Genomic DNA, 23,619 nt, shown 5'->3' on the forward strand with positions numbered 1-23,619 from the left:
GTTAGTTTTCATTATCCACCTCACTCACATTGCTTTTGGTCAGTTGTTGCTCTGAGCTGAATATATTCCACGTCGGTTTTACGCTCAGCACGTCTGTCATTACAACCGCAATTGTGCGACGTTTACGAGCATGTAAGTACTGTGTAAGTTGTGTCACTTGGCTGAATTCTTGTTCTGATATCCGCGTTGACTCTATACCCTGTCTCTCTAACATCATACGTATGGTGTAAGTACGACGCTTTGCCAATGCTTGGTTGTATTCCAAACTGGCTTCACTACTGGTGTCACCGAGCAAGATCACTGACGCATTTGGGTGCTGATCAAGCAGTTTTATTAGCTGAGATAAAGGCGCTTGATGTGCTTGGGTTTCTTGATCTTGGTCCATCGCAAAGAAAAAACTAATCACGTTGGCTTTTTCTTCTATTTGCCATTCAGTACAGCCTTGACGATCCACCGCAACGTTGTTCGGTGTCGATGAACATATATCACGCTGGTTAATCACCCCATCACGGTCATCATCGCGCAGATCGTCGATCTGATGACGCGTGGTATGAATACTTGGATCTTGGGCACATGCAGAGAGCAAAAGTACGACAATGCTTAAAATTAACCGTTTTTTCATTGCGCTTCCTCCCCTTGCCACTCTTCTGGGTGCTCTACCCTCAAAGCGTAAGTCAGTATACCCATTGCATTGAACAATCTATACGCGGCAAGTGTATGGTCATATTTAGCGGAGACGTAATTTCTTCTTGCTAGGAATACTTCGACTTTTGCGTCAAGTACATCCAGTAGGCTGCGTCGCCCTACATTAAACTGCTGCACATAACCCAATTCCGCAATCTTCACCGCATCCACGTTTTGCTGGAGCAAGGTCATCTGCTTTTCGAGCAAGTCATAGGCATTCCAAGCCAACTGTGTCCCTTCTGCCACTTCCCTTTCGGTACGCAAACGAATCGCCCGAGCTTCTTCTACCCGCCAAGCGGAAGACTCGACTTGAGCATTGGTTGAAAAGCCATTGAAAATATCATAGTCCATGGTGATCATTAGTCTGGCGTCTTCATCAGGCCCCTCGGCATTACTCACATTATCGTTCTTGTTCGCATGAAGCTCGAGCTTGATCTCGGGGTAGTAGCCCCCTTTCTCGCGACGCACTTCTTTCCTTGCCGCATCTAAGTCTAATACCGCAGCTTTGATCTCTGGGTGATTATCAATCGCCTGCTTCTTTGCAACGTCAGCACTGCTGGGAAGAAGCGCATCGTCGAACACGGGATCAATCAACTCATTCGGCATGGTTCCAACTAGCCTTAGATACTGAGTCTGCAAATCTAGCAGATTGTTTTGTGAGGCGATAAACGAAGATTGGGAGGTTGCAACTCGAGCAGATATTTGAGCCAGATCTGAATTACTGCTCAGGCCTTTTTGCGCTTTATCCAAAACGTTCTGGTAAATTTCTTGATGCTCACGAACATTACGCTCAGCAAGCTCTAGCAGGGTTTGGGCTTTGAGTAGCTCTAAGTAAATGCGCACAATATCAAGAGAGACATTTTCAGCGCGGGAAATGAGCGTCAAACGTTCCGCTTCAGCTTCATAACCAAGACGATCCACGTTGGCACTTGTACTAAAACCGTCAAACAACAACTGAGAAATTTTCAAACCAATTTCTGTACGCGTTAATCCTCGATCTTGGGAGTCTATATAAGAACCGCTGTTGTAGCGGGTCTCTTCATACCCTGCCGCCGCATACAAGTTCGCTTGGGGTAACTGCAAACCACTTGCTGCTTCTCCATCTCTGACCACTGACTGGTAGCGCGAGTATTGAGCCAACAATTCCGGACTGTAATCTATGGCTAGTGCTACAGACTCCTCTAAGGAAATTGCGTGCACAGGCCCAGAGAGCAATAGGCCTAAGAACAACGATTTGAGACGCATTATTTATCCTTGTGTTTATTATCGTTCTCGAAGAGCATTCTCTTTCGCTCTTAATATAGGTTTCAACCAATAACTTAAGACGGTTTTCTCACCCGTCAATATATCTACCGCGACTTGCATGCCTGGAATAATAGTGAAGTCATCCACTTTGTTGTTTTCATCCAGTTCGATATGAGCGCGGTAATATGCATTGCCATCTTCAGTTTGCAGAGCATCGGCACTAACATAGGTTACCTTACCTGACAAACCACCATAGATAACAAAATCATAGGCACTAAATTTAACCATGGCTGCTAAGCCAGTCCTAACAAAAGCGATATCTTGAGGCGCAATTCTCGCTTCAACAATCAATGCACTGTTTTCAGGGATCAACTCCATGATAGGCTCACCAGGTTTCACCACCCCACCAATAGTGCGAATAAAGACCTCTTTAACCCGACCATCGACTGGAGAAACGAGCTGAGTACGTTTCAGCTGATCCGCTATCGCTTGCTGACTTTCTCTCAGTTGGGCAAGCTTGGTTGAGACTTCATTCAATTGCCCTTGCGCTTTGGTTCGAAAATCAAGCGCGGTGCTTCGCCTATCTGCTATGGCTTCAGCGTAGGCTGCTTTTTGTTTTTGAGCCATCACTTGTGAGCTCGCAATATCGCCTTGAAGTTTAACGTAATCGCGATTGAGTTTAAGCAGTTCGACTTCGGCAACTGCGCCACTTGCGACTACGTCTCTCAACATGTCGCGCTCTTGAGTAACAATGGCTAAACTGCTATTCAAGGTTCGAATTGCGTTCTGAGTATCATTGAAGGCTTGCGCCTGCTGCTCGATACGTAACCGAGATTCTTCAAGTTCCGTTTTAAGCTGACCGATACGCTCTAAGTAGTTGGCGCGTTCATTAATAAGCGCGTTATGGCTACCTACGACAAGATCAAATGGTTGTAACTCAATCACCACCTGTTCACGCCAATCTATATCTGAACTTTGAACCTGTATCGTAGCTAACTCTGCCTCCATACGCACCTTTTGTGCCATCAAAGACTGAACTTGTTGCACAGACTCCTGAAAGCTTGCCTTAAAGCGCGTGTCGTCCAAAATAGCGATAGTCTGCCCTTGCTTAACACGTTCCCCTTGAGCAACTAGGATCTGTTTCACCAATCCACCTTCCAAACTTTGGATTGTTTGGACAGAAAGGCTAGGAACCACTTTCCCTTCTCCAACCACGACCTCTTCAAGTTTGGCCCACATCGCCCACGTGATAATAGCAACAACCAAAGCGCTGCTAAGCCAAATCAAACGCCGAGAACGATACGCAAGGTGAGTGTTATTCCATGCGGTACTACTCATTCTTGCCTCCTTTGACGACTGATACTGAGCGTACTCGTCTTTTGCTTGGCTCTTTTTTCTTATTCAGCACTTCGTCAGGTGTTCCGTCGGCAACAATCTTACCTTGATGAATAACCAAGATACGATCACAGAGCGACAAAAATGAATGGCGATGAGAACTGATAATAATACTCTTGTCACGTGGCAGTGATTGTAAGCTATGGAATAAACGCATTTCCGCTTCTGTATCTAGCGATGCAGTTGGTTCGTCCAATATCAACAGGCTAAAATCGCGATATAACGCTCTGGCAAGAGCAACAGCCTGCCGCTGGCCACCGGATAAAAATCGTCCACCTTCACCCACTTGCGTCTCTAACCCTTGACTAAAACGATCAAGGTAACCGGCCAAACCAGATAAGCGAATCGCATCACTTAATCGTTGTTGATCGACATTCAATTCACCCAGAGTAATATTTTCGACTACGGTTCCGTAAAGTAATTGCGGAGATTGTGCGACCCACCCCACAGCATGGCGAATTGAACTGGTCGGCCACAACTGACTGTCAATCTCATCGTAAAAAAGCCGACCTTGCGCCGGATTGGCTTGCCTCGCAATGAGACTAAGTAAGGTTGATTTACCCGCACCAGCTACGCCGACCACACCGACACGTTCACCTGAACGAATGGAGAGATTAATTTCAGTAAGGCAAGCAGTTGGGCTCTGTGGATACTGATAGCTGACATTCTCCAGACGTACGCCGCCTTTAAACTCACCTTGTGATAGCTTATTGCGTTCTTGATCTTCCTGAGGCAAATCGATTATCGCGTTCAAACCTTCGATAGCCGTTTTGGTTTGCTGATACCTCAGCATGAGTAAAGACAATTGATTAATGCTGCCAGCAGCACGACCACTTAACATAACAATCGCGATCAATCCCCCCATACTCAGCACGCCTTCAGAAATCTGATACACACCAAATACGATTAAACAGATGGTCACTATCTGCTGGCTAGATTGTATCGAATGCGCGACCAAGTTTGAGTAATAACGAGAGCGATTTTGCCAATCAGACAACTGAGCGACCGTTTGTTCCCAACGCTTTTGTATACTGCCTTGTGCATTGTTTTGCTTAATCTCTGGTAAAGAAACCAGACAGTCGATGAGTTGGGCTTGTCGTTGACTCGACAGCGCTGCTGTCTCTTGCTGAGTGCGCTCAATCTTGCCTTTCATGACTAGAGACATTCCAACTAAGACCAGCATGACTATCACAGGAACAAACATCATTGCCCCCCCCAGCCAACCGATCAAGATGAGGAACAGTAAAGTGAAAGGGAGATCGATTAAGGTAACCAAAGAGATAGAAGTAAAGAAGTCACGAACACTATCGAAATCTTGAATTTGTCTTGAAAACGCGCCGACCGACTGCGGTCGATTTTCTAACTTCATACCAAGAACTTTGCTGAGCAATATCGCCGAAAGCTTGTTATCGAGATATCGTCCTGCGACATCGGTCACGGCACTCCTTGCCGAGCGTAGCAACCAATCAAAGATAACCACAACCACAACGCCAATCACTAGCACCCACAATGTACTGAACGCCTGATTGGGCACAACTCGATCATATACATTCATCGTGAAAAGCGGTACAACCAACGCCAACAAATTGATCAATAGTGAGGCAAGCAGTAAATCGCGATACCAAGGTTTCACTTCTGCGACGACACTCCAAAGCCAATGCCCTTGTTTACGCGGTTGCAGAGTTTCAACACGCTCGTCGTACTTCGCTATTGGTGTTACATGCCAAACCGTCTGCTCTGCTCTGCGCTTAATTTCACTCAATGGTACGGTCTGAATTTGGCCTGCTCGCCACACTTGATAGTTCTGCTCATGGCTTTCAATCACAATCCAAGGATGTTGCGATTCTTTGTCGATTAACATAACTGGCAAAGCGAAGGATTCAAGGTTGCTCAGAGGGGTAGAGGCTGCCGACAACTGCGCACGCTCTAATGCGCGAAAAAATAATTGCTGATCGAGTCGACCGTTTTCAAGTGGTAACCCAGTCAATAGAATATCTTGATGGCAGCTTTGATGATGATGCGTTATCCACCACTGCAAAGCCTCATACCAAGGGTCGAATTCCCCTCGTTGTTCCATATCGTTACTTTTCATTCCTTACTGTACTATGAGGTTCTGATCATCGATCATTTTCTGCAGTATTTCAGCTTCACTACTTAGACTAGGCGCCAGATCGTTGAGACTGACATCAGCAATCACAACCGACTGCTGCACATTACTTCCATCAGGCTTGATATCGAGCACAACATCACTACCACTTTCACTAATATCGATCTGTAATGCCGCAGACGCACCATCTGTCACTCCGTTCAAAATTGCACTTAAATCAATAGAGTCACTATCAGCGCTGTACTCAAAACTGCTAATGGTGTCGGTACCTGTCGTTTGGCCGATAACAAAGAGATCGTTGACTCCGTTGGTACCTGACAGATTGGTTGAAACGTCGCTCGGTGCTTGCAGGCTTACATCAATGACCTGCGCCACGCCACTGGCCGAATCACTTCCTATCGTTGATATCGGTTCAATAGAAAGTTGGAAATCAACTGCACCATCATAACCCCCGACGATAGCCAAGTCCGCCACATCATCCATGTCCACGCTGTACTTGCCATTTTGCAATGTACCTGCATTTAAGACCAAACCACTTGGCAAACCCGATATAATCACTCTGCCCGTTTCGTTACTGGCTGGATTGATTAACTCAATATTGAGGCCGAGCGGAATGTTGCCATCAGCGTCTGCGGTGATGGTATCGTAGTCAAGTGTCAATGTTGGAGGATCGGGCTCTGGTGTGATTGTCAATGTTAAGCTCTCCGTCGTGGCATCGCCCGTATCACTTTCTAAATTTCCTAGCACTATGGCTTGGTCAAAGCTGGATATCGAAATGGTGACATCAAATTCACCAAACGCATCACCAGGGAAAAACGTGACTTGATCTATTTCGCTTGCTTTTACTTGCACGCTAGCAACGGCTCGTCCGTCACCAGTGCTTAAAAAAACGGAAGTTTGCAAGCCGACACGAATTCGATCTAAACCAATGAGGGCAGTCGCGTCAGAGCTTGGCTCGATAATGAAGGTAAACAGCAAATACTCGTCACTGTTAGTTTCAAAGCTAGTAGCGTTTAAGGTGATATTAACGCCATCATTTTCACTGCCGTTCAGTGTGTCGGGCAAATCAACCAGCTCAACACGGTCGCCGACAGGAAGAACACCGACGGTAAACTCTGAACTGGTAAAGTTCACATCGCTGTTTTCAAGCTCTTGCGTGGTCGCTTCCAATGACAAAGGTATATCACCACTAAAATCCAAAGGTGGACGGAGATAAACATCCGCTAAACGCGTCGGATCTAGCTGCCATTCGTAAGTATCCTTGCCATTGAAACTGCCGCCGTCTCCTCCATTGTTTGCGGCCAGCTCATAGCTATCGCCTACTTTGTAGACAATCACTGCGCCTTCTGGGACACCTGTGATACTCAAGGACAAGCTCTCAGAGCCGTCTTGGTCAATCAGTGACGCACTCATTGCACCTAAGGAGATATAATTGTCTTCACTGCCCAATACATTCTGCGTGACTAAGTTAGCTTCATCGGCAACAGGTTCGATATGAATCGTCACCGTGGTTGTTTTGTCTTGGGTATCTGTTTCTGCTATCCCAGTCGCCTGATCGGTAATATTGGCGGTGAAAGTCATGACTACGTCACCACTGTAATGTGCTGGAGGCACGAGCGAGACTTCGTTTAAACGGCTTGGATCTATGATACTCCATGTCCCATCGCCGTTATCTTGCAGAACGTCAACAGGTCCCGATAATGTCGCCCCCGAGGTTACCGTTACCATCAACGAGTTGACGGTTTCTTTACCTGTCGATTCTGTACCCTCACCCTCTATCAACTGCCCGGTTTCAATACTGTCACCTAACACCAACGACAAGTCTAAATTGGTCACCGCATCTTCTTGAATAGTGTCTATATCAACTTCAACCGCGATATCATCGACGACAGGGGTGATTTGAATCGTGATTGTTTGTTCCGTGGTCACTGACGTACCATTACACCCCGAAGTCTCAATGGTTTCGACTGTAAAGATCAAGGTACCCGCAAAGTCTTCATCTACCCCCGTCAGGACTAAACTGTCCAACGCGGAAGCAGTAATCGAGTAACCAATGACATTCCCTAAACGGTCGTATTCCGCCGTGACGCCACTGCCTTGAATTTCGACCCCTTCAGGTAGTGAATCTGCGGGAATATAAAATGACAATATATTGTCTGGATCGCTCGCAACATCGCTATTAAGCAAACCGGAAAGGTCTATTTCATCACCTTCAGGTTGTTTAATATCACCCGACTGTACATTACCTGGAGTACCAACTGGATCACAGCCTCCGCCACCACCGTCATTTCCCGTGACCTGAAATTGAAAACTCGTATCAATGAAACGATCGTCGCTACCATCGAGGACCCTAGCTCGCACTACGATATCGAGCACGGGTGTATCTTGCGTACTAGATAGCGTTGCGCCATTTAAAATTTGCGTGACACTTTCTTGGAAGGTATCACTGGTTAATCCTGAAGCGGGGATAAGCCAATTACCATCGCCATCTTGGCTAGCGCCATTGGGATGATCAACGATAAGCGTGTAACCATCTGGAACGACGATAATGATGTAATCCAGATATTCAGAACCATCGAGATCTTCATCAACAAATATCACAGAGTCAGAAATGTCTACGGGCGAACCGTCAGTACTGCTGTAAAGCTCTCCAGAACTTTCTAACCGTGTATCTAACTCCACTTTCGCGCTAACATTTACGCTTAGTGTACCATCAATCCAGCTTTCAGTTGTTGCGAGAGTCTCGGAGGTATCTGTTACCTGATAGCGTATTCCAACATTAAATACACCACTTAGATCTTCACTTGCTAGTACGCTTAGCCGTCCACTGGCAAGTAAACTATCGAGTGTTGGGGAAGTGGCATCAAGCAATGTACTTAAATCTAACCCTGTACCTAAATCAATCTCAACACCATCAAAGTAGAGTGTAAGCTCAGCATCTAGGCTGGTGATCATATAACCAGTTAATGCCTCGCTTCCATCTTGGTCTGCATCAACCGAAGGCTCAAGTGAGAGTGATATCAGCCTATCTTCAATACCTTGAGTGGCGATCACTTGGCCATCCACTTGGTCTACCTGAGGCAACACTTCGATTTCAACCGTCATTGGGTATTCACCTGAATCCCCATCCGGCTCCGTTGAAATTGCTATGACAGATAAGGTGAGCTGACCACTAAAATCTGCAACTGGTTTAAGGTATAAGGTACTTAAGTCTGCATTACTCACCTGATACACAGGGCCAGTGATGTCGTCGATGGAAGCAATCGTTAGAGTCACAGGGTTGCCTGAAGCATCAACAAGTTGGGTCCCGTCTGGAATATCTGTCAGCAGGATATTAATTTCTTCCGATGCGTCATCATCTGTCGTCTGAACAAGAAAGTCGAGAGCGATTAGTTGGTCTTCTAAAACATCACTTTGGTTACTGATCACTTTACTGTTGGCGTCATATTGCCAATGGCCTTCTCCACCATCAACAACCGTTGGCTCATCAACCACACCTTTTAAGTAAATTTGGATCGTTTCGGTCGCACTTGAAGCTTGAGGATTACTCGGAATGAGTCCATCTTGCGTCGATTCAATGGATACTGCGGTCACATCAATAGACAAGGACTCGGTATACGAGCTGATGTCTTGCTTAGGAACCAAAGTAACGCTTCCCGCCGCCAGTGCATCGGATGTCACTGAATATTGATTGTTACCTACATAGTCACCACCAGCCACCGACCAGCCATCAGGAACTTGGATGGTAATACGTAAACTTTCTGAGCCATCGGTGTCGGTTAAGCTCGACAAAATGTAATCTTTTAAGTTGATCACATCATCTTCAAGCCCTTTGATGTCCTTAACTTCTAATGTTGGGGTATCGGCATCTGGACGGACATTAACGACCACCTGTGAGGTAATTTCAGCGGTTTTATCACCACTGCTGGCAAAATTATTTCCATCTTCTATTGCAATCGCTTTGATATCAAAATTGAAGCTGCCAGCAACATTATCGTCAGCCGTGATTTTCATCTGATCTAGCTGAGCTTGTGTGTACTGTTTTCCTTCGGTTATTGCCGTACCATTGAGGGTAACGGTTATCCCTGAGGGAATATTGGTGATTTCATACTTAAGCGCTTCTGAGCCATCTAAATCCACCAAGTTGGCCGTAATATCAAGACTTAAACTTTGATCCGCATCCTCAATTGTGCTGTAGGTAAACTGCGACTGTCCCCACTCAGGGGTATCTGCAATCGGCAATACAGACACATCAAGACTTTCGGCGAGATCTCTTGGCACAGTATCTGTGCTGATCACAGCAGAAATGGCTAGGGAAATAGAGATGGTGGTGTCAGATTGATTTTCTGGCGGTAAGTAGGTCAAGGTACCGTTGGGAACCACTAAGCTTGGATTACTAGAATCAAGTTGACTTCCTGTTAGTGAAACTTTGCCATTCACAGCAGTCAAGAGGACTCCATCTAGGTAAATGCTACCACCTTGCAAAGAGGCTTCACTAATCGCGATTTCAGTCACTTGCTCTTGTTGGTCGATGTCCCCTGTCGACACTTCTATAGACAAAGTAACACTGTTGTCTTCCGTTGTTTCTGCATCAGCGACCCGGATAAAACCGTCGTTATCCCCTAAGACAAAACTCACGGTACTCGTCGCTTCATCGCCATCAAAATCTCTAACTACCATTTGTAATGCGTCGTTCAAAGCCGGATCAGCATCGACAGAGGCATTGGTCACCAGAGTGTAGCTTCCGTCTCGGTTGACTGTCAGTGAACCATAACTCTCTGAAGGGCTGTTCGGGTTGTACAACGCGATGGTATAAGATGGATTTGCATCGCTGAATAGATATTGCTCCGCGTTACCATCACCATCCACATCGTAAGAGACACTGACTAACTCACCGCCGTCAGCGCCCACTCGATCGAATACAGTGATCATGTTGCCTGACTGCGTATCACCTTCAACCAGATTTAGCGTCGAATCATAAGATGTCGGCACATCATCTGTCACATTGACCGTGTAATCTACCGATGCGGAAACATCACCATCCGCGTCAGTCGCCGTTAGGCCAAAGGTCAGTGCTAAGTTATTTTCCCCAAGACCAGTATCGTGGTCGAGTGGACGATACAGCTCAAACTCAACACTACCATCAAGATTAAAACGAATTTTAAAAACGTCATCCCCAGAAGCAGTGATGCCGTAATACCAGCCATTCACGTCGACATCGTTCAAACTCACCGCAGAGCCACCACTGGTATAGCCTTGTCCATCAAATCCGTTGCGGTCAACATTTAACGAGACAATATCATCTGAACCTTCAAGTAGAGTAATCGATGGCGTCACTGTTTCACTGCCAATGTCAAGGTTGCTGCTGGTTAGCTCATCTTCATCAACCGAAATTGATCCAGCCACTTCAATGCGCGGATCCGCCCCATCATAGATGGTAATACTCGATTGCACGGTATTTTCGGTGCCGTCTGAATCTACGGTATAAACGGGAACTGGAATATTTAGGCTTAGGTCATTGCCCGAGCCGATATGGTCTATCTGTTGATACAATTCTAAACGTACATCAACTGAAGCCGTTTCTCCTGAACCTAAAATAAAATCGCTAGGTAAACTCACGCTCAAAATTATCTGACCGTTTGCAATCACCGCATCATAGCTACCATCACCGTTGTCACGCCAAGTGACTGCCTGCCCATTGTGGGTAATGGCATCACCATTGGAATCGAGTACCGCTTCACCAGTGCTTACTGCTAAACCCAAATAGACTAATGGGTCGAATGCCGCGCTGACGTTAAACGATACTTCTGCAGTCGCTTCAGCATCAATACCAGAAGCACGAGGTACCTCAGACAACTCTACATTGCCAGAGCCAATACTTGGCGCTCCACCATCATTCACAGAAATATCGAGAGTTAACTTGGTTTGGTCACCGTCTCTGTCTTGCGCCGTGACCACAATCGGAATCTGGCTGTTACCATCCAATTGATCAAGCGCTTGGTGCAACTCAACCGTATAGGTTACGGTCGCATCCCCACCATAGATTGGCTGATCAAAATAAACGTTAAACACCAGTTCGTCTGGCTGCAACCGAGTATTTAGATCCTCGGTGTATGCAGAAAGGGAACCATCGCTGTTCAGAACATAGACTATGTCTCGGCCCCCACTACTTAATGCTGGCTGATCGGCCAAATCAAAAAATACCGAGTCTAGATAATCACTGCCAATTGATACCTCAAACGTACCGTTTTGAGACAATGGTGCCGCAGCCAGATCGCTCTCATTAATAGTGACACTACTTGCATTCGACAGAGCCGGATCCTGTCCATCATGGATGATCCATTCAAATGTGCCTGGTAAAAGTGGTGTCCCATCAAGATCGGTACCCGAGATTGAAAGAGGGAGTACAATGGCGTCACTGGCTAGGAGATGAAGGATAGGCTGAGATTGGTCAAGCGTTACTGTTGCTGTTACATCATCGCCATTTGCCACCGCACTCAGTGTCAATGTAAAAATAGTGTCGCTTCCTGACGTCGCAGTAATGACTTTACCATCAGCACTCAATGTATAACTGATATCTGCTAAATCTAGCGTTGATTGCAATCCCATGGCATCAAGTAACGCTAACGTCCCACTATCAAACTCAAGTGTGGCTGGATCAGGATTATCTGAGCCTGCGTCCACGGCAAAAGTCGCACTTAAGGTTTGTACACCTTCGTCAAGACTTGCCTCCTGAGAAGCGTTACTGCCATTTTGGATGTCACCCGCCCCCCCATCTAGGATGCTTATCTCAGCCGTCGCGGTACCAAAATCGCTGCTAGAATCACCAGCGATGTAGTTGATAGAGATTGTATGCTCTAAATTATGGTCCAGGTTTCGCGAAGCCTCAAACGTCCACTGACCGTTGGCAAAAACGGTCAACACACCATCACTGGTGGTGAAGCTGACCGGTTGACTACCAGTAATCGTTTTGGTCACACCATCCACTTCAACTTCTCGTACTAAGAGCTGGGTATCTAAGTCGATATCATTGTTGAGCAAGTTACCAGACGACGTTGTTCCTTCTGTCATGGTGTAATTTTCACCAAACACTAATGGGTCGGAGTCTTTGACTGTAATAGGCAAGTGGGCAATGACCGTTTCCGTTGTCCCATCAGCGTCGGTTTGAACACCTTGTATCAGCAATGCAGTTTGGAGTGAATCTAACCCTGTCCCCTGATCAATTGCACGATAGAATGTGACACGAACTTCGCCATCAACGATCTGAGCGGCAAACACTAATTCATTCGAATTGTTACGGCCTTCTAAACTTTGGCTGTCTCCAGAGATAGAGACAGTGATACTACTGTTCTGGGAGGTAACGTTGTTTTCAAGTAAGCTTTGATCGGCGTAAAAGCCGAATTCAGCAAACTCAATATTGATGTCGGATGTTTTTTCCTGACTACCAAAAATCCCCACCACAGTCTCAGAAAAGGAGAGCGAGTCAGGCAGCACAATGGTTGGCATATCGTCAATAGCTTGGTTACCTATCGCGTTGAAGACCGACGCTTCAACTGTCCATGTTTGCCCGATATCTAACGCGGACGTATCGATATCAGTGACAGACCAAGCACCGCTGCCATCCACCACGCCTTCAAAACTCAGTTCAAGTGTCCCGTCTGAAACAGTAATCGTCACCATTAAGCCAGCATCAACCCCAGTCGTCGTACCTTGCATGGTAGTCAGATTGCCTTGACGGAAATCTAAAACGCTAAATCCACTCAATGTATCGATGTCAATGGTTGGAACGCTAGTATCAATGATTGTGCTGTTATCGGTATAGGTGGCGGGGTTACCAGCAATATCGACGGTACTTGCCGTGACAGTCACCGCACCGTCGACAAAACTGGACACATCAACGTTATCAACGCTCCACTGGCCACCGATGACGACGGTGTCAAATTCGAGTGTTGTGTTATTGCTATCGGTAATCACCACATGAACCGGTTGACCGTTTTCAACATTAGAGACGGCACCGCTAAAGGTCAGGCTTTGCTTTTCGGTGATATTAACAACATCATCACCACCATCTTCAACATTGGCAGTAATAGACGCTAGGGTATCTTTGGTGATCGTATCTTGAGCAATTGCAGGGTTCCCAGCAATGTCGATAGTTTCAGCAATCACTGTCAGTGTGCCTTCGGCAAGACTGCTAACATCTATCGCACTTATAGACCAGTTTCCGCCATCAACAACGGAGGCCAACTTAATTATCTGACCTAAACTATCAATGATTTGGACACTAATTGGCTGTCCATTTTGAACAAAACTTACACTACCAGACAGAGCACCATTGCTCACTTCAAATTGGTTATAGTACTCATCTCCGCCACCATCAAAATCAACGTCAATAGCTGCCAAAGTATCTTTGATTGTATCGTCCGTGGCGCTGACACTGTTGCCGAAGTTATCAGCAACCACCGCACTAACTTTTAAAGGGCCTTCGGCAAGAGAAGTTAAATTGACACCGCTAACCAAGTAAGCTTCATCATTGGTGATCGCTGAAGTGGTAACAGTATTACCATTGATATCAGTAATGGTGATATTGACAATACGACCATCTCGTATATTAAGTGCTGTGCCTTTAATCACAACACCTGGTGATTCAAATCGGTTTTCGTATCCATCACCGCCATCAAGAATGTCCACCGTCAGTTGTGCATTCTGATTTAAAATATCAAGAACTTCCGGCTCTGGTTGCTCATCATCATTAGCAAAGATATCGTCGGGTCGCGTGTCAAACCCCGCTTGAGCGAGCGTTTCTTGCAGAGTGGCTTGGACATAGTTAATAAAAGAGGCACTCTGGCTAGCTTGTTGATTGGCGCCAGCATAGGCTTCACCAGTGCGATTATTGAACGTGTATTGAGTTAGCTCATCAACAATCTGCGCTAACTGCTCTTCTACAGCTTGCTCTTGCTCTGGTGTTAACACCACATCTTGATTGGAAACCAATGGGGTTATCACCAACACATCGGGCTCTATTGTTGAATTCGCTTGAGCCTGCTCCCAGGTGCCGTCCGGCATGATTTGCCAAATTACATCACCAATCTCAATATACAGAATGGGGCGCATCATTCCTCCTAATAACCGCTTAGCCTAACTATAGAGTTGCCAATACCAATAGAAGCTATCACACAACAACATACGCATCACTATTTATAACACTCAATAGTCACTCGCTACACACATTAGGCTGATTTTTTTTACATTTCTCACTTTGGCAATCTAACTACTATTGCCAATTCATTGCCTTCCTTATTACCTCCAAGTTGTGTGCTCTTACATTAAGTATACATCACCTGTAATTTTGCAACGCAATTCATAAATATCACTCCACTGCACGCCTAGTTGTCAGAACAAAGAGACTCACGCGCATAACCAACCGCTTGTATGTCATTGAGGATCACTTTATTAAAATATGCACCTTCACGCCTAAAAGTGAATAAAGCCTTATTTATTAAATGCCTACAAGTATTTTGTTACAAAATAAATCAAATGGATAATTAAATAGAACTCACTGGTTATTAAGTTGTTAATTAGCATAAAATTCTAGTGATCTATATCACACATGAAGTTCTACTCCATTATTTTGATTTTTTATTTATCAATCTGCCTGCTAACCTCCTGCTCGCCTTGAAGTGAACTCAAGGTGCATAACTATAAGGAGTGTTCACTATGAATACCAAGAAACCGATGTCGTTAACCAGCCGTGTAATTTTAGGTATGGTTGCAGGTATCTTGACCGGATTTGCGATTCGCAGTCTTTTTGCTGACAACGGATTTGTCGATGCATACATTGTTAATGGATTATTTGAAGTCGGCGGCCAGATCTTCGTCGCTAGCTTGAAAATGCTTGTTGTCCCACTGGTGTTCGTCTCATTGGTGTGTGGTACAAGCTCACTAAAAGATCTTTCAACTTTAGGTCGAATGGGGGGCAAAACCCTTGCGTTCTACATAGCGACCACGGCGGTTGCGATCACTCTTGCCCTGACGATGGGCTATCTTTTCCAGCCAGGTGCAGGCGCTGACCTAACCGCAGCGAGCTCATTCAGCTCGGCTGAAGCCCCATCTTTAGGCCAAGTGATCATAGGGATGTTCCCAACCAATCCAATCAGTGCGATGGCTGAAGGCAAAACACTGCAGGTCATTGTGTTTGCGGTACTGTTCGGTGTCGCTATCAGTGCGGCAGGTAAGCCGGGCGAACGCATAGCAGGATTCTTTAGCGATCTTAACGAAGTGATCATGAAATTGGTGGCTATTTTGATGAACTTGGCGCCATATGGTGTGTTCTTCTTGATGGCGAAGCTATTCACTGGCTTAGGTTTGAGTGCAATTGTAAATCTAGCAGAATACTTCTTGGTGCTAGCCGGGACTTTACTGCTGCACGGATTGGTGACTTACAGCTTGATGCTCAAAGGCTTTACAGGTCTTAGCCCGATTACTTTCTTGAAGAAAATGGAAGATGCCGTCATGTTCGCATTCTCTACCGCTTCTTCTAATGCAACCATCCCGGTGACAATGGAAACGGCGAAAAACCGTATGGGTGTTGATAACCGAGTATCATCATTTACTGTGCCACTGGGTGCGACGGTAAATATGGACGGCACCGCAATCATGCAGGGTGTTGCGACAGCGTTTATTGCTCAGGCATTCAACATTGACCTAACCATGGGTGATTACCTAATGGTGATCATGACAGCGACCTTAGCATCCATTGGTACCGCTGGTGTGCCTGGCGTGGGTCTAGTCATGCTGGCTATGGTGCTTAACCAAGTCGGATTACCACTAGAGGGCATCGCACTGATCATGGGAGTTGACCGCTTACTCGATATGATTCGCACAGCAGTGAACATCACTGGTGACAGTGCAGTAACGGTCATCGTAGCTAAATCAGAAGGTGCGTTGGATGAAGCACGCTTCAACGATCCAATGGCGGGCGTGAAAGAAGAGCAAGTTCATTTAAAACATTCTCAAGCTTAACTGCTGCTAAAAGCCCGAGAGCATATCTCGGGCTTTGTCATTAACTAACCTGGGATAAAGTCATTCAACAGTGCTAGAAGCCACTGCCGACATTGAAATAGACCGCACTTTCTTCAGAACTTCGCGCATAATCCATACCGATGTGTAGACCATAACGACGGGCGATTTGATAGCGAAAACCAACCCCTCCCGCCTGTACAGACTCAGATTTTTCCGATTGATCCGCTTGTATCGCACGGCCCACGCCATAGAAACCAGACACTTTCCAGCGATGGGAAATCGCATAGGTAATTTGGCTTTGCAGGGTTTTGATTTCATCGCCTTGGTAACGGTATGACGACACACCACGCAATGCAACGTAAGGCTTAGAAGTGGGTGATATAAAAGTACTCTCTTGTTCAAAATGCTGGTAGTTTCCTGCAAGTCCGAGTGTCCATTTATCTGCTAACGGAATGTAGCCCTCGCCATCAAAGTTGAAGTGACGATATTCATAATCGCTACCGAGTGATTCGTCATAAATCATATAGTCCGCGCTGAGTATGAATCCCCGGCTTGGGTAAAACATGTTGTCACGAGTATCATATTCGGCAACGACACCAAGACCAGAGGTGATCGCTTCTTCTCCCAATGTATATTTCATCGCGGTCGAGAGTGACTCGTTTTCCGCCTCCACAGTGGAAATGGAAGCAAGTTGTTTAACACCTAACATCAGAGGTGTCGTACCCACTCTAAACTGAAGCTGCTGCATCAACACAGCGACTTTGGTCTTGGTACCAATCGCTATGGTTTTATCTATTGGCGCAATAGGGCCAAATCCAGGAAATGACAGGTTTTTATAAACATCGAGATTAGCAACACCTAGACCACCACCACCAACATAACGAATCGCATCTTTATTCCAAGAGCGGCGATGTGCACCAAACGCAAACCATGTGCCGTTTTCTGTCCCCACAGCACCAAAGAGCGTCATCGCAGAAGGAACGAGCTGAGCGCCACCATCAATTGCGGCTAAAGCAGCTTGCTTACGCTGCTCTTTTTCTTCTTCCGTTTCATGCAAAAACAAACCCACCATACCACCACCGTAACCAATCGCAGGCTCGGTGATAATGACTGGAATCGGAAGGAAACCAACGGCATTCTCTGCGAGATGTTCACCAATGTCGAATTGATGATCGACGGGATCGGTAAAAGATATATCAGCAGCATAAGTAGGCAGCGTATCTAATAAGGCCGACAACGCGATAAGTTTAATATCCACAAGTTTCCTCTCAGCGCAAAATGCGGTGCGTTCCGGTGGCTTTTTTCGCCTAGATCTAAAGCTAAAACGGCTAGGCGATTCGTAGTTAGTCACAAGATAATAATCTAGTTTATATAAAGGCGGCTAATCGCTTTTGAAAGATCTCAACCGACAAAAGTCACTTTACCTTTGAGTGGACGTATTACTTACTCACAGCTCGGTAAGCTGTGCTCTGAAAAAGGAATCGGTTTGCATAGAAATAGCCTTGATGTAAAGCCGCGCCCAGCCATTTAGCTTGACTTTGCTCCTCGACGCCTTCAACAGTCAACTCTAGATCCAGCCCTTTTGCCATAGCATTGATGGAAATTAAACCAGATCAAACCTATCTCACACATCGAAACTCAATTCCTCTTTAAAATGAGGTAGGAAACAAAACCAATAAAAACAATAAGCTTTCAAAGGAGTGAAAGTATGAAATTGCCGTGGTTACTGTTCGTTACTCTATTCATTCTACCTTTTTCAACCTATGCATCCACTGACCAAGCACTGCCGCTCACGCAATCAACCATAGGTTACGCTGCACTGATTATTTTTGCGCTCGCTTATACGCTGGTCATGTTGGAAGAGTATCTGCAACTGAGGAAATCTAAACCCGTATTGCTCGCCGCGGGTGTGATTTGGGCGATGATCGGTTTTGTTTACTCGCAACATGGTCAAGTTGAAGTTGCTAAGGTCGCACTAGAACACAATCTACTTGAGTACGCCGAGCTGTTGCTGTTCTTGCTGGTTGCCATGACCTACATCAGCGCCATGGAAGAACGACGTCTATTTGATGCACTCCAAGCTTGGATGGTAGGTAAAGGCTTTAACTTCAAAACGTTATTTTGGCTTACAGGTATTCTGGCGTTTTTTATTTCCCCTATCGCCGATAACCTGACCACGGCGTTGCTGATGTGTGCGGTCGTAATGAAAGTGGCCGGAGACAACACCAAGTTTATTAACCTGGCTTGTATTAATATCGTTATCGCGGCAAACGCCGGGGGGGCGTTTAGTCCATTCGGCGATATTACTACCCTTATGGTATGGCAGGCAGGGCATGTCTCGTTTGCCGAATTTATTCCGCTGTTTATCCCGTCGGTCGTCAACTACTTAGTTCCGGCAGCGATCATGTCGATTTTCGTGCCTAGTACTAGCCCAAATGTGGTTCATCAACACGTTGAGCTTAAGCGCGGCGCAAGACGAATTGTTGCCTTGTTTGTCCTCACCATAGCCACAGCGGTTGCGTTCCACGCCGTACTGCATTTCCCACCAGTGATCGGCATGATGATGGGATTAGCCTACCTTCAGTTCTTCGGCTTCTTTTTACGTAAAACGTTAAAGGCGTCTTTACATAAGAAATGTATGCTGGCAATTGAAAATAGAGATGATCTCGCACTTAAACGCTTAGGTTCTGTGGTGCCATTTGACGTATTCAGACGCGTATCCCATGCGGAATGGGACACCTTACTGTTCTTCTACGGCGTGGTGATGTGTGTCGGCGGTTTAAGCTTACTGGGTTACTTGGGGTTGATCTCTGAAGTGATGTATACCCAGTGGGATCCAATGTGGGCCAACGTCATGGTCGGGATACTTTCGGCAATCGTCGATAACATCCCTGTCATGTTCGCTGTTCTGACAATGGAACCATCGATGAGCGTTGGTAACTGGTTACTGGTCACGTTAACGGCAGGGGTGGGGGGTAGTTTGTTGTCGATAGGCTCAGCTGCAGGCGTCGCTCTGATGGGAGCGGCACATGGTAAATACACCTTCTTTGGCCACTTAAAATGGATGCCTGTCATTGCGGCGGGTTATGTCGCCAGCATTGCCGCGCATTTAACCCTCAATTCAAACTTGTTCAATTAGCTCGGCGATAAACGCTAAAAATGCATACTTGATAACATCAATGTCTATCAAGTATGCCCCGCATCGCCACAGGTTCTTACCCAACATAACTGGATCTCAGTCATACTACGCAGGCTAATTGTTGTACTGAGCCTGCTCCAACTCAAGCAGCTTAGCTTTACGTTCAACACCACCAGCATAGCCCGTTAGCTTGCCATTTTTGCCAATCACACGATGACAAGGGACGATCACCGAGACAGGGTTCTTACCATTCGCTAACCCGACCGCACGCACGGCTTTCGGGTTACCGATCGCATTAGCAAGATCCTGATAGCTCCAAGTTTCACCATATGGAATCGTGGTAAGTGCCTGCCAAACCTGCTTTTGAAACGCAGTTCCTAGTGCCGAAATTGGAACATCAAAGACTTTGCGTACGCCCGAAAAATACTCATCTAACTGTTTGATAGCGAGGCAAAGTATTGGGTCTTGGGGCGAATATTGGCCAAGTTCCTCAGGTTGAGTCGTTTGCGTTTCAAACCAAACGCCCAACAGCCCTTCTGCATCAGCTTGAAGGGTGATCGCACCTAGCGGCGAAATATGTGTTGTGTATCTTTTACTCATGCGTGACTCCAGCAATGAAAAGTTGCGTAACTTCCCCACGGAGAAGCACTGTTTGCAGACAATTGAGGGAACTGATTTAACGCCTTTTTCACGACAAGATCACCATCAAGGAAACAATTTGGCTCTGACGCACCTCTGAGTCGTGCATAGTTCACCGTCCACGGGCCAATCCCTTTTAGCGCCAACCATTGATCTAACGGAGCTTGGCTCCCCTCAATCATGAATTGAGCAAATCGGGCTAACGTCTGTTTGCGACTGCTGGGCATACGCAAAAAATCCAGATCTGCACCAGCGACCTCAGACGGTGTTGGAAAGTGGGTAATACCTTGCGGTTGTAGTGTGTTTACCAGTAAATTCAACTGACCAATCGCCGCTTTAATCGACACTTGCTGACCCAATATCGCTCTTACTCCGGCTTCCCATGTACTCCACACTCCCGGAATGCGAATCCCCGACTGTTTGACTAACTTTGGCGCGATATCTAACAGGTGCTGTTCAATTTGGAGAATATCACTGTCGAGATCGAACATACGCCTAAGCTGATTGACCAAACTTCGCAGCAGCGAGATATCATCGAGCTTAAACTCAACCCTCATAATACCTGCTTTGGGGTTAGAGATAGAAAACCATCCACGCTCTCCTTGTAACTCAAAGTGACGCTGGTAAGTGTCTTCGCTGACCTGCTCCAATCCATCAACCGCTCTCAAGCGATAGAAATTAAGCATATGCTGCCAATCTAGTGGCCCACGAAACGCCAGATCAATGTGATTCGATTCGCTTAGCGCTGCGGCACTTTTTCGCACTTGTGTCGGGGATAACTGCATGACTTGTTTGAATGCATCGTTAAATCGTCGCACACTGTTGAATCCACTAGCCAGAGCGACATCGGTGACAGACAAACGACTGGTATGCAGCAATTGCTTGGCAAACATCAACTGATAATACAGGGCGTACTGTTTAGGCGACATACCTAGATATTGGTTAAACAGCTTACGCAGATAGCGGTCACTGATACCAAGTCGTTCCGCTAGATCCACCAACGAAGCATGATGAAGTGCCCCTTGCTCTATCAGCTTAACCGCACGTTGAAATGTCACTTCAACACCCTTCCATGCCCAAGAGCTAGGGGCACTATCAGGTCGACATCGCAAACAAGGGCGATACCCAGCTTGCAGCGCCTGTGCTTTGTCAAAATAGTATTCGACGTTTTCTTCTTTGGGTAGATTGGCAGGACAAATAGGACGACAGAATATCCCGGTCGTTTTTACCGCAACATAAAAACGGCCATCAAACCGGCTATCACGGGCAATACGAGCCTTGTGGCAATCTTGCTGACTGAGAGTGACGAGTCCATCTTCCATACGGCTTTCCAAAAACATGTGAACAGATAAGCACAGTCTAAATCGTCACACCGCAAATACTAGCCATTTTCGGAACTCAATCGAAATCAATCGCGCTAGAACTCAGCAGGGAGTAAACATTGCCCTAACTTCAACAGATAAATGCGCTGAACTAGTTTCTATCGGAGCGATGGAGTAACGCATCAAACTTTTCGTTACCGTGTAACCCCTCTAAGTCTGGTTCAGTATTGATCAGCTCAGATATCGAAGGACTGGCTTCAATCGCGTACGCAAGATCATCAATCGCCTGCTCTTCAGCGCCTAGCCTAGAGTATGCGCAGGCTCTTTGGTATAGCGCTGGAGCGTTAGTACCATCTAAAGCTAACACGCGGTTACATAAGCTTAACGCCCAGTGGTACTCTTTTATTTCCATCGCCGCGTCAGCTTTATACGTTAGCGCCTCAAGATCGCCAGGTCGAATCGTTAGGATTTCATCATACACATCCATGCGCTGCTCGGCGGTTGGCATACTTTGCGCACGTAACCAAAGGTTGTGGATCTCATTGATCTTTTCTATTTCTTTATTGTTCTCGCTAATAATACGAGTTTTGCGCTTCAAATCCCGCTCAAGTGCAATGAATTTCTTCTCATACTCTTGGGCTATTTTGTCTAGGCGCTTGTCTGCCATCTCTTTGGTGTTGTGTTTAAACTCGCGCAAAGATTGCCAACCGACAAAAGCGATCAGCGAAGCAACACCCGCAATGATGTAAAAGAAATAAGTGACGGTCACATTGGCATAATTGAGAGATTTATCAGCCACACTCAGTTCACGATCGGTAATTTCTGTGATCACTCGTTTTTCTAAGCTTTGCTGATCTTGGCGTAACGATTTCAATTCATCGAGGATATAACGCTCCATCAATGGCCGATCGAGCATTTCTGATTGCGAATACGTCTGCTCAGCATGCAGTGAACCACTAAACAGCATGAGCAACACCCAGCAAAATAACCAACCCTTTCGCATCAAAATATCCACCTTTATCAACAATCTTTAGCACTACAAACCGCCATCACGGGCCAGCTACATGCGCTACCAACACCATGGTATGAAAATGTTAAAAAACCATAACATAGATTAGACTCAACAATAAATGGTTCGACATCTAAACAAAGAGACCCTAATGGCAAACATCGTCTTTATCGCAACCAGCCTCGACGGATTTATCGCCGACAAACAAGGCAAACTAGACTGGCTAGCTACAGTACCTAACCCGGACAATATCGACACGGGCTTTTTTGCACTGCTAGAACGAGTCGATGCGATAGTGATGGGGCGCAATACCTTAGATGCGGTGATGAGTTTTGACTGTGAGTGGCCGTATACCAAGCCGGTCTTTGTACTCAGCAACACAATGACCGCAGTACCACAAGGCTACCAAGACAAGGTCATTTTATTTAAAGGTGAGTTAAAAAATCTTGTTGCAGAGCTTAACAACCAAGGCTTTAAGGAACTCTACATTGATGGTGGGGTGACGATCCAAAACTTCCTCAATGAGGATCTGATCGACGAAATGGTCATCACTCGTTTTCCTATTCTACTGGGCGGCGGCGCACCGTTATTTGGCTCCTTACCACATACGCTACATTTTACCGTCATTAAGAGTGAAATCCTTCTTGGAACCTTAGTTCAAACAACCTATGTGAGAGAGAAATAATCTCGCTTTCTACCTTGCCAGTATGCTATTTCATAAGCTGGTTGCTCAACAACCGCTTATGGTTCGCTATTATCAATTTGCCAACGGCTTTTCTTGATCTAAAGTTATCTATGCAGACCTAAAAAATAATAAGGAAGTTGGCTATGAACCTGCACTCTTGCACTATTGTACTTAACAACGAACTCACGATGACCTGCGACAATGTTGAACAAACACTGGGGATTATTGATCAACACGGCGCAACCAATATTCACCGAATTTTAATTGATGCTTATGATGGTCAGTCTATTCGCAACTATCACGAACTCAGCATTGAGGAGTCGATCGAAAGTCTTATGAGTTTATAAACTCTGCGCTAGATGGCCTAGCGCTAGG

The 23,619-nt window shown here is 46.0% G+C and carries 13 protein-coding genes; 4 read left to right on the top strand and 9 right to left on the bottom strand.

The features are described from left to right. Position 1 precedes the first annotated feature (1 nt). The 5 genes from TW81_RS12340 to TW81_RS12360 are packed head-to-tail and all read right to left on the bottom strand — an operon-like array spanning position 2 to position 14,542. A complete protein-coding gene (locus TW81_RS12340) occupies positions 2-622 on the bottom strand; it encodes an OmpA family protein (RefSeq protein WP_045956005.1) in 621 nt (206 codons plus the stop codon). After that, positions 619-1,929 (bottom strand): TolC family outer membrane protein, encoded by a 1,311-nt coding sequence (locus tag TW81_RS12345; protein WP_045956006.1) that lies wholly within the window; start codon positions 1,927-1,929, stop codon positions 619-621. Before TW81_RS12345 ends, TW81_RS12340 begins: the two co-directional genes overlap by 4 nt. 18 nt (positions 1,930-1,947) lie before the next feature. Then, on the bottom strand, positions 1,948-3,267 hold the full coding sequence (locus tag TW81_RS12350) for an HlyD family type I secretion periplasmic adaptor subunit (RefSeq protein ID WP_045956007.1): 1,320 nt from the start codon (positions 3,265-3,267) through the stop codon (positions 1,948-1,950). Then, positions 3,260-5,401 (bottom strand): type I secretion system permease/ATPase, encoded by a 2,142-nt coding sequence (locus TW81_RS12355; RefSeq protein ID WP_045956008.1) that lies wholly within the window; start codon positions 5,399-5,401, stop codon positions 3,260-3,262. The genes TW81_RS12350 and TW81_RS12355 overlap by 8 nt, the downstream gene beginning before the upstream one ends. Positions 5,402-5,419: 18 nt before the next feature. Beyond that, positions 5,420-14,542, bottom strand: a complete 9,123-nt coding sequence (locus TW81_RS12360) for a T1SS-143 repeat domain-containing protein (protein ID WP_045956009.1) — start codon at positions 14,540-14,542, stop codon at positions 5,420-5,422. A 603-nt stretch (positions 14,543-15,145) separates the two neighbouring features. Here TW81_RS12360 and TW81_RS12365 point away from each other — a divergent pair. Beyond that, positions 15,146-16,450, top strand: a complete 1,305-nt coding sequence (locus TW81_RS12365; protein WP_045956010.1) for a dicarboxylate/amino acid:cation symporter — start codon at positions 15,146-15,148, stop codon at positions 16,448-16,450. Positions 16,451-16,523: 73 nt separating this feature from the next. On the opposite strand, the gene TW81_RS12370 is transcribed toward TW81_RS12365, so the two are convergent. Next, a complete protein-coding gene (locus tag TW81_RS12370; RefSeq protein ID WP_239424351.1) occupies positions 16,524-17,708 on the bottom strand; it encodes a BamA/TamA family outer membrane protein in 1,185 nt (394 codons plus the stop codon). A 450-nt stretch (positions 17,709-18,158) separates the two neighbouring features. Here TW81_RS12370 and nhaD point away from each other — a divergent pair, with 450 nt between their 5' ends. Next, positions 18,159-19,589, top strand: coding sequence for a sodium:proton antiporter NhaD (nhaD, locus tag TW81_RS12375; RefSeq protein ID WP_045956011.1), 1,431 nt, complete (start codon positions 18,159-18,161; stop codon positions 19,587-19,589). A gap of 114 nt (positions 19,590-19,703) precedes the next feature. On the opposite strand, the gene TW81_RS12380 is transcribed toward nhaD, so the two are convergent. From TW81_RS12380 to TW81_RS12390, 3 genes are all read right to left on the bottom strand, one after another. Next, on the bottom strand, positions 19,704-20,189 hold the full coding sequence (locus TW81_RS12380; protein WP_045956012.1) for a methylated-DNA--[protein]-cysteine S-methyltransferase: 486 nt from the start codon (positions 20,187-20,189) through the stop codon (positions 19,704-19,706). After that, a complete protein-coding gene (locus TW81_RS12385; protein ID WP_045956013.1) occupies positions 20,186-21,550 on the bottom strand; it encodes a DNA-3-methyladenine glycosylase 2 family protein in 1,365 nt (454 codons plus the stop codon). Before TW81_RS12385 ends, TW81_RS12380 begins: the two co-directional genes overlap by 4 nt. 151 nt (positions 21,551-21,701) lie before the next feature. Continuing rightward, a complete protein-coding gene (locus TW81_RS12390) occupies positions 21,702-22,517 on the bottom strand; it encodes a tetratricopeptide repeat protein (RefSeq protein WP_156980957.1) in 816 nt (271 codons plus the stop codon). Positions 22,518-22,710: 193 nt separating this feature from the next. On the opposite strand from TW81_RS12390, the gene TW81_RS12395 reads away from it, so the two are divergent. Further along, complete coding sequence (locus TW81_RS12395; protein ID WP_045956015.1) at positions 22,711-23,244, top strand: dihydrofolate reductase family protein; 534 nt, start codon at positions 22,711-22,713, stop codon at positions 23,242-23,244. A 143-nt stretch (positions 23,245-23,387) separates the two neighbouring features. Next, positions 23,388-23,591 (top strand): hypothetical protein, encoded by a 204-nt coding sequence (locus tag TW81_RS12400; RefSeq protein WP_045956016.1) that lies wholly within the window; start codon positions 23,388-23,390, stop codon positions 23,589-23,591. Positions 23,592-23,619 lie beyond the last annotated feature (28 nt).

Source organism: Vibrio galatheae (assembly GCF_000967545.1).
Taxonomy (GTDB): Bacteria; Pseudomonadota; Gammaproteobacteria; order Enterobacterales; family Vibrionaceae; genus Vibrio; species Vibrio galatheae.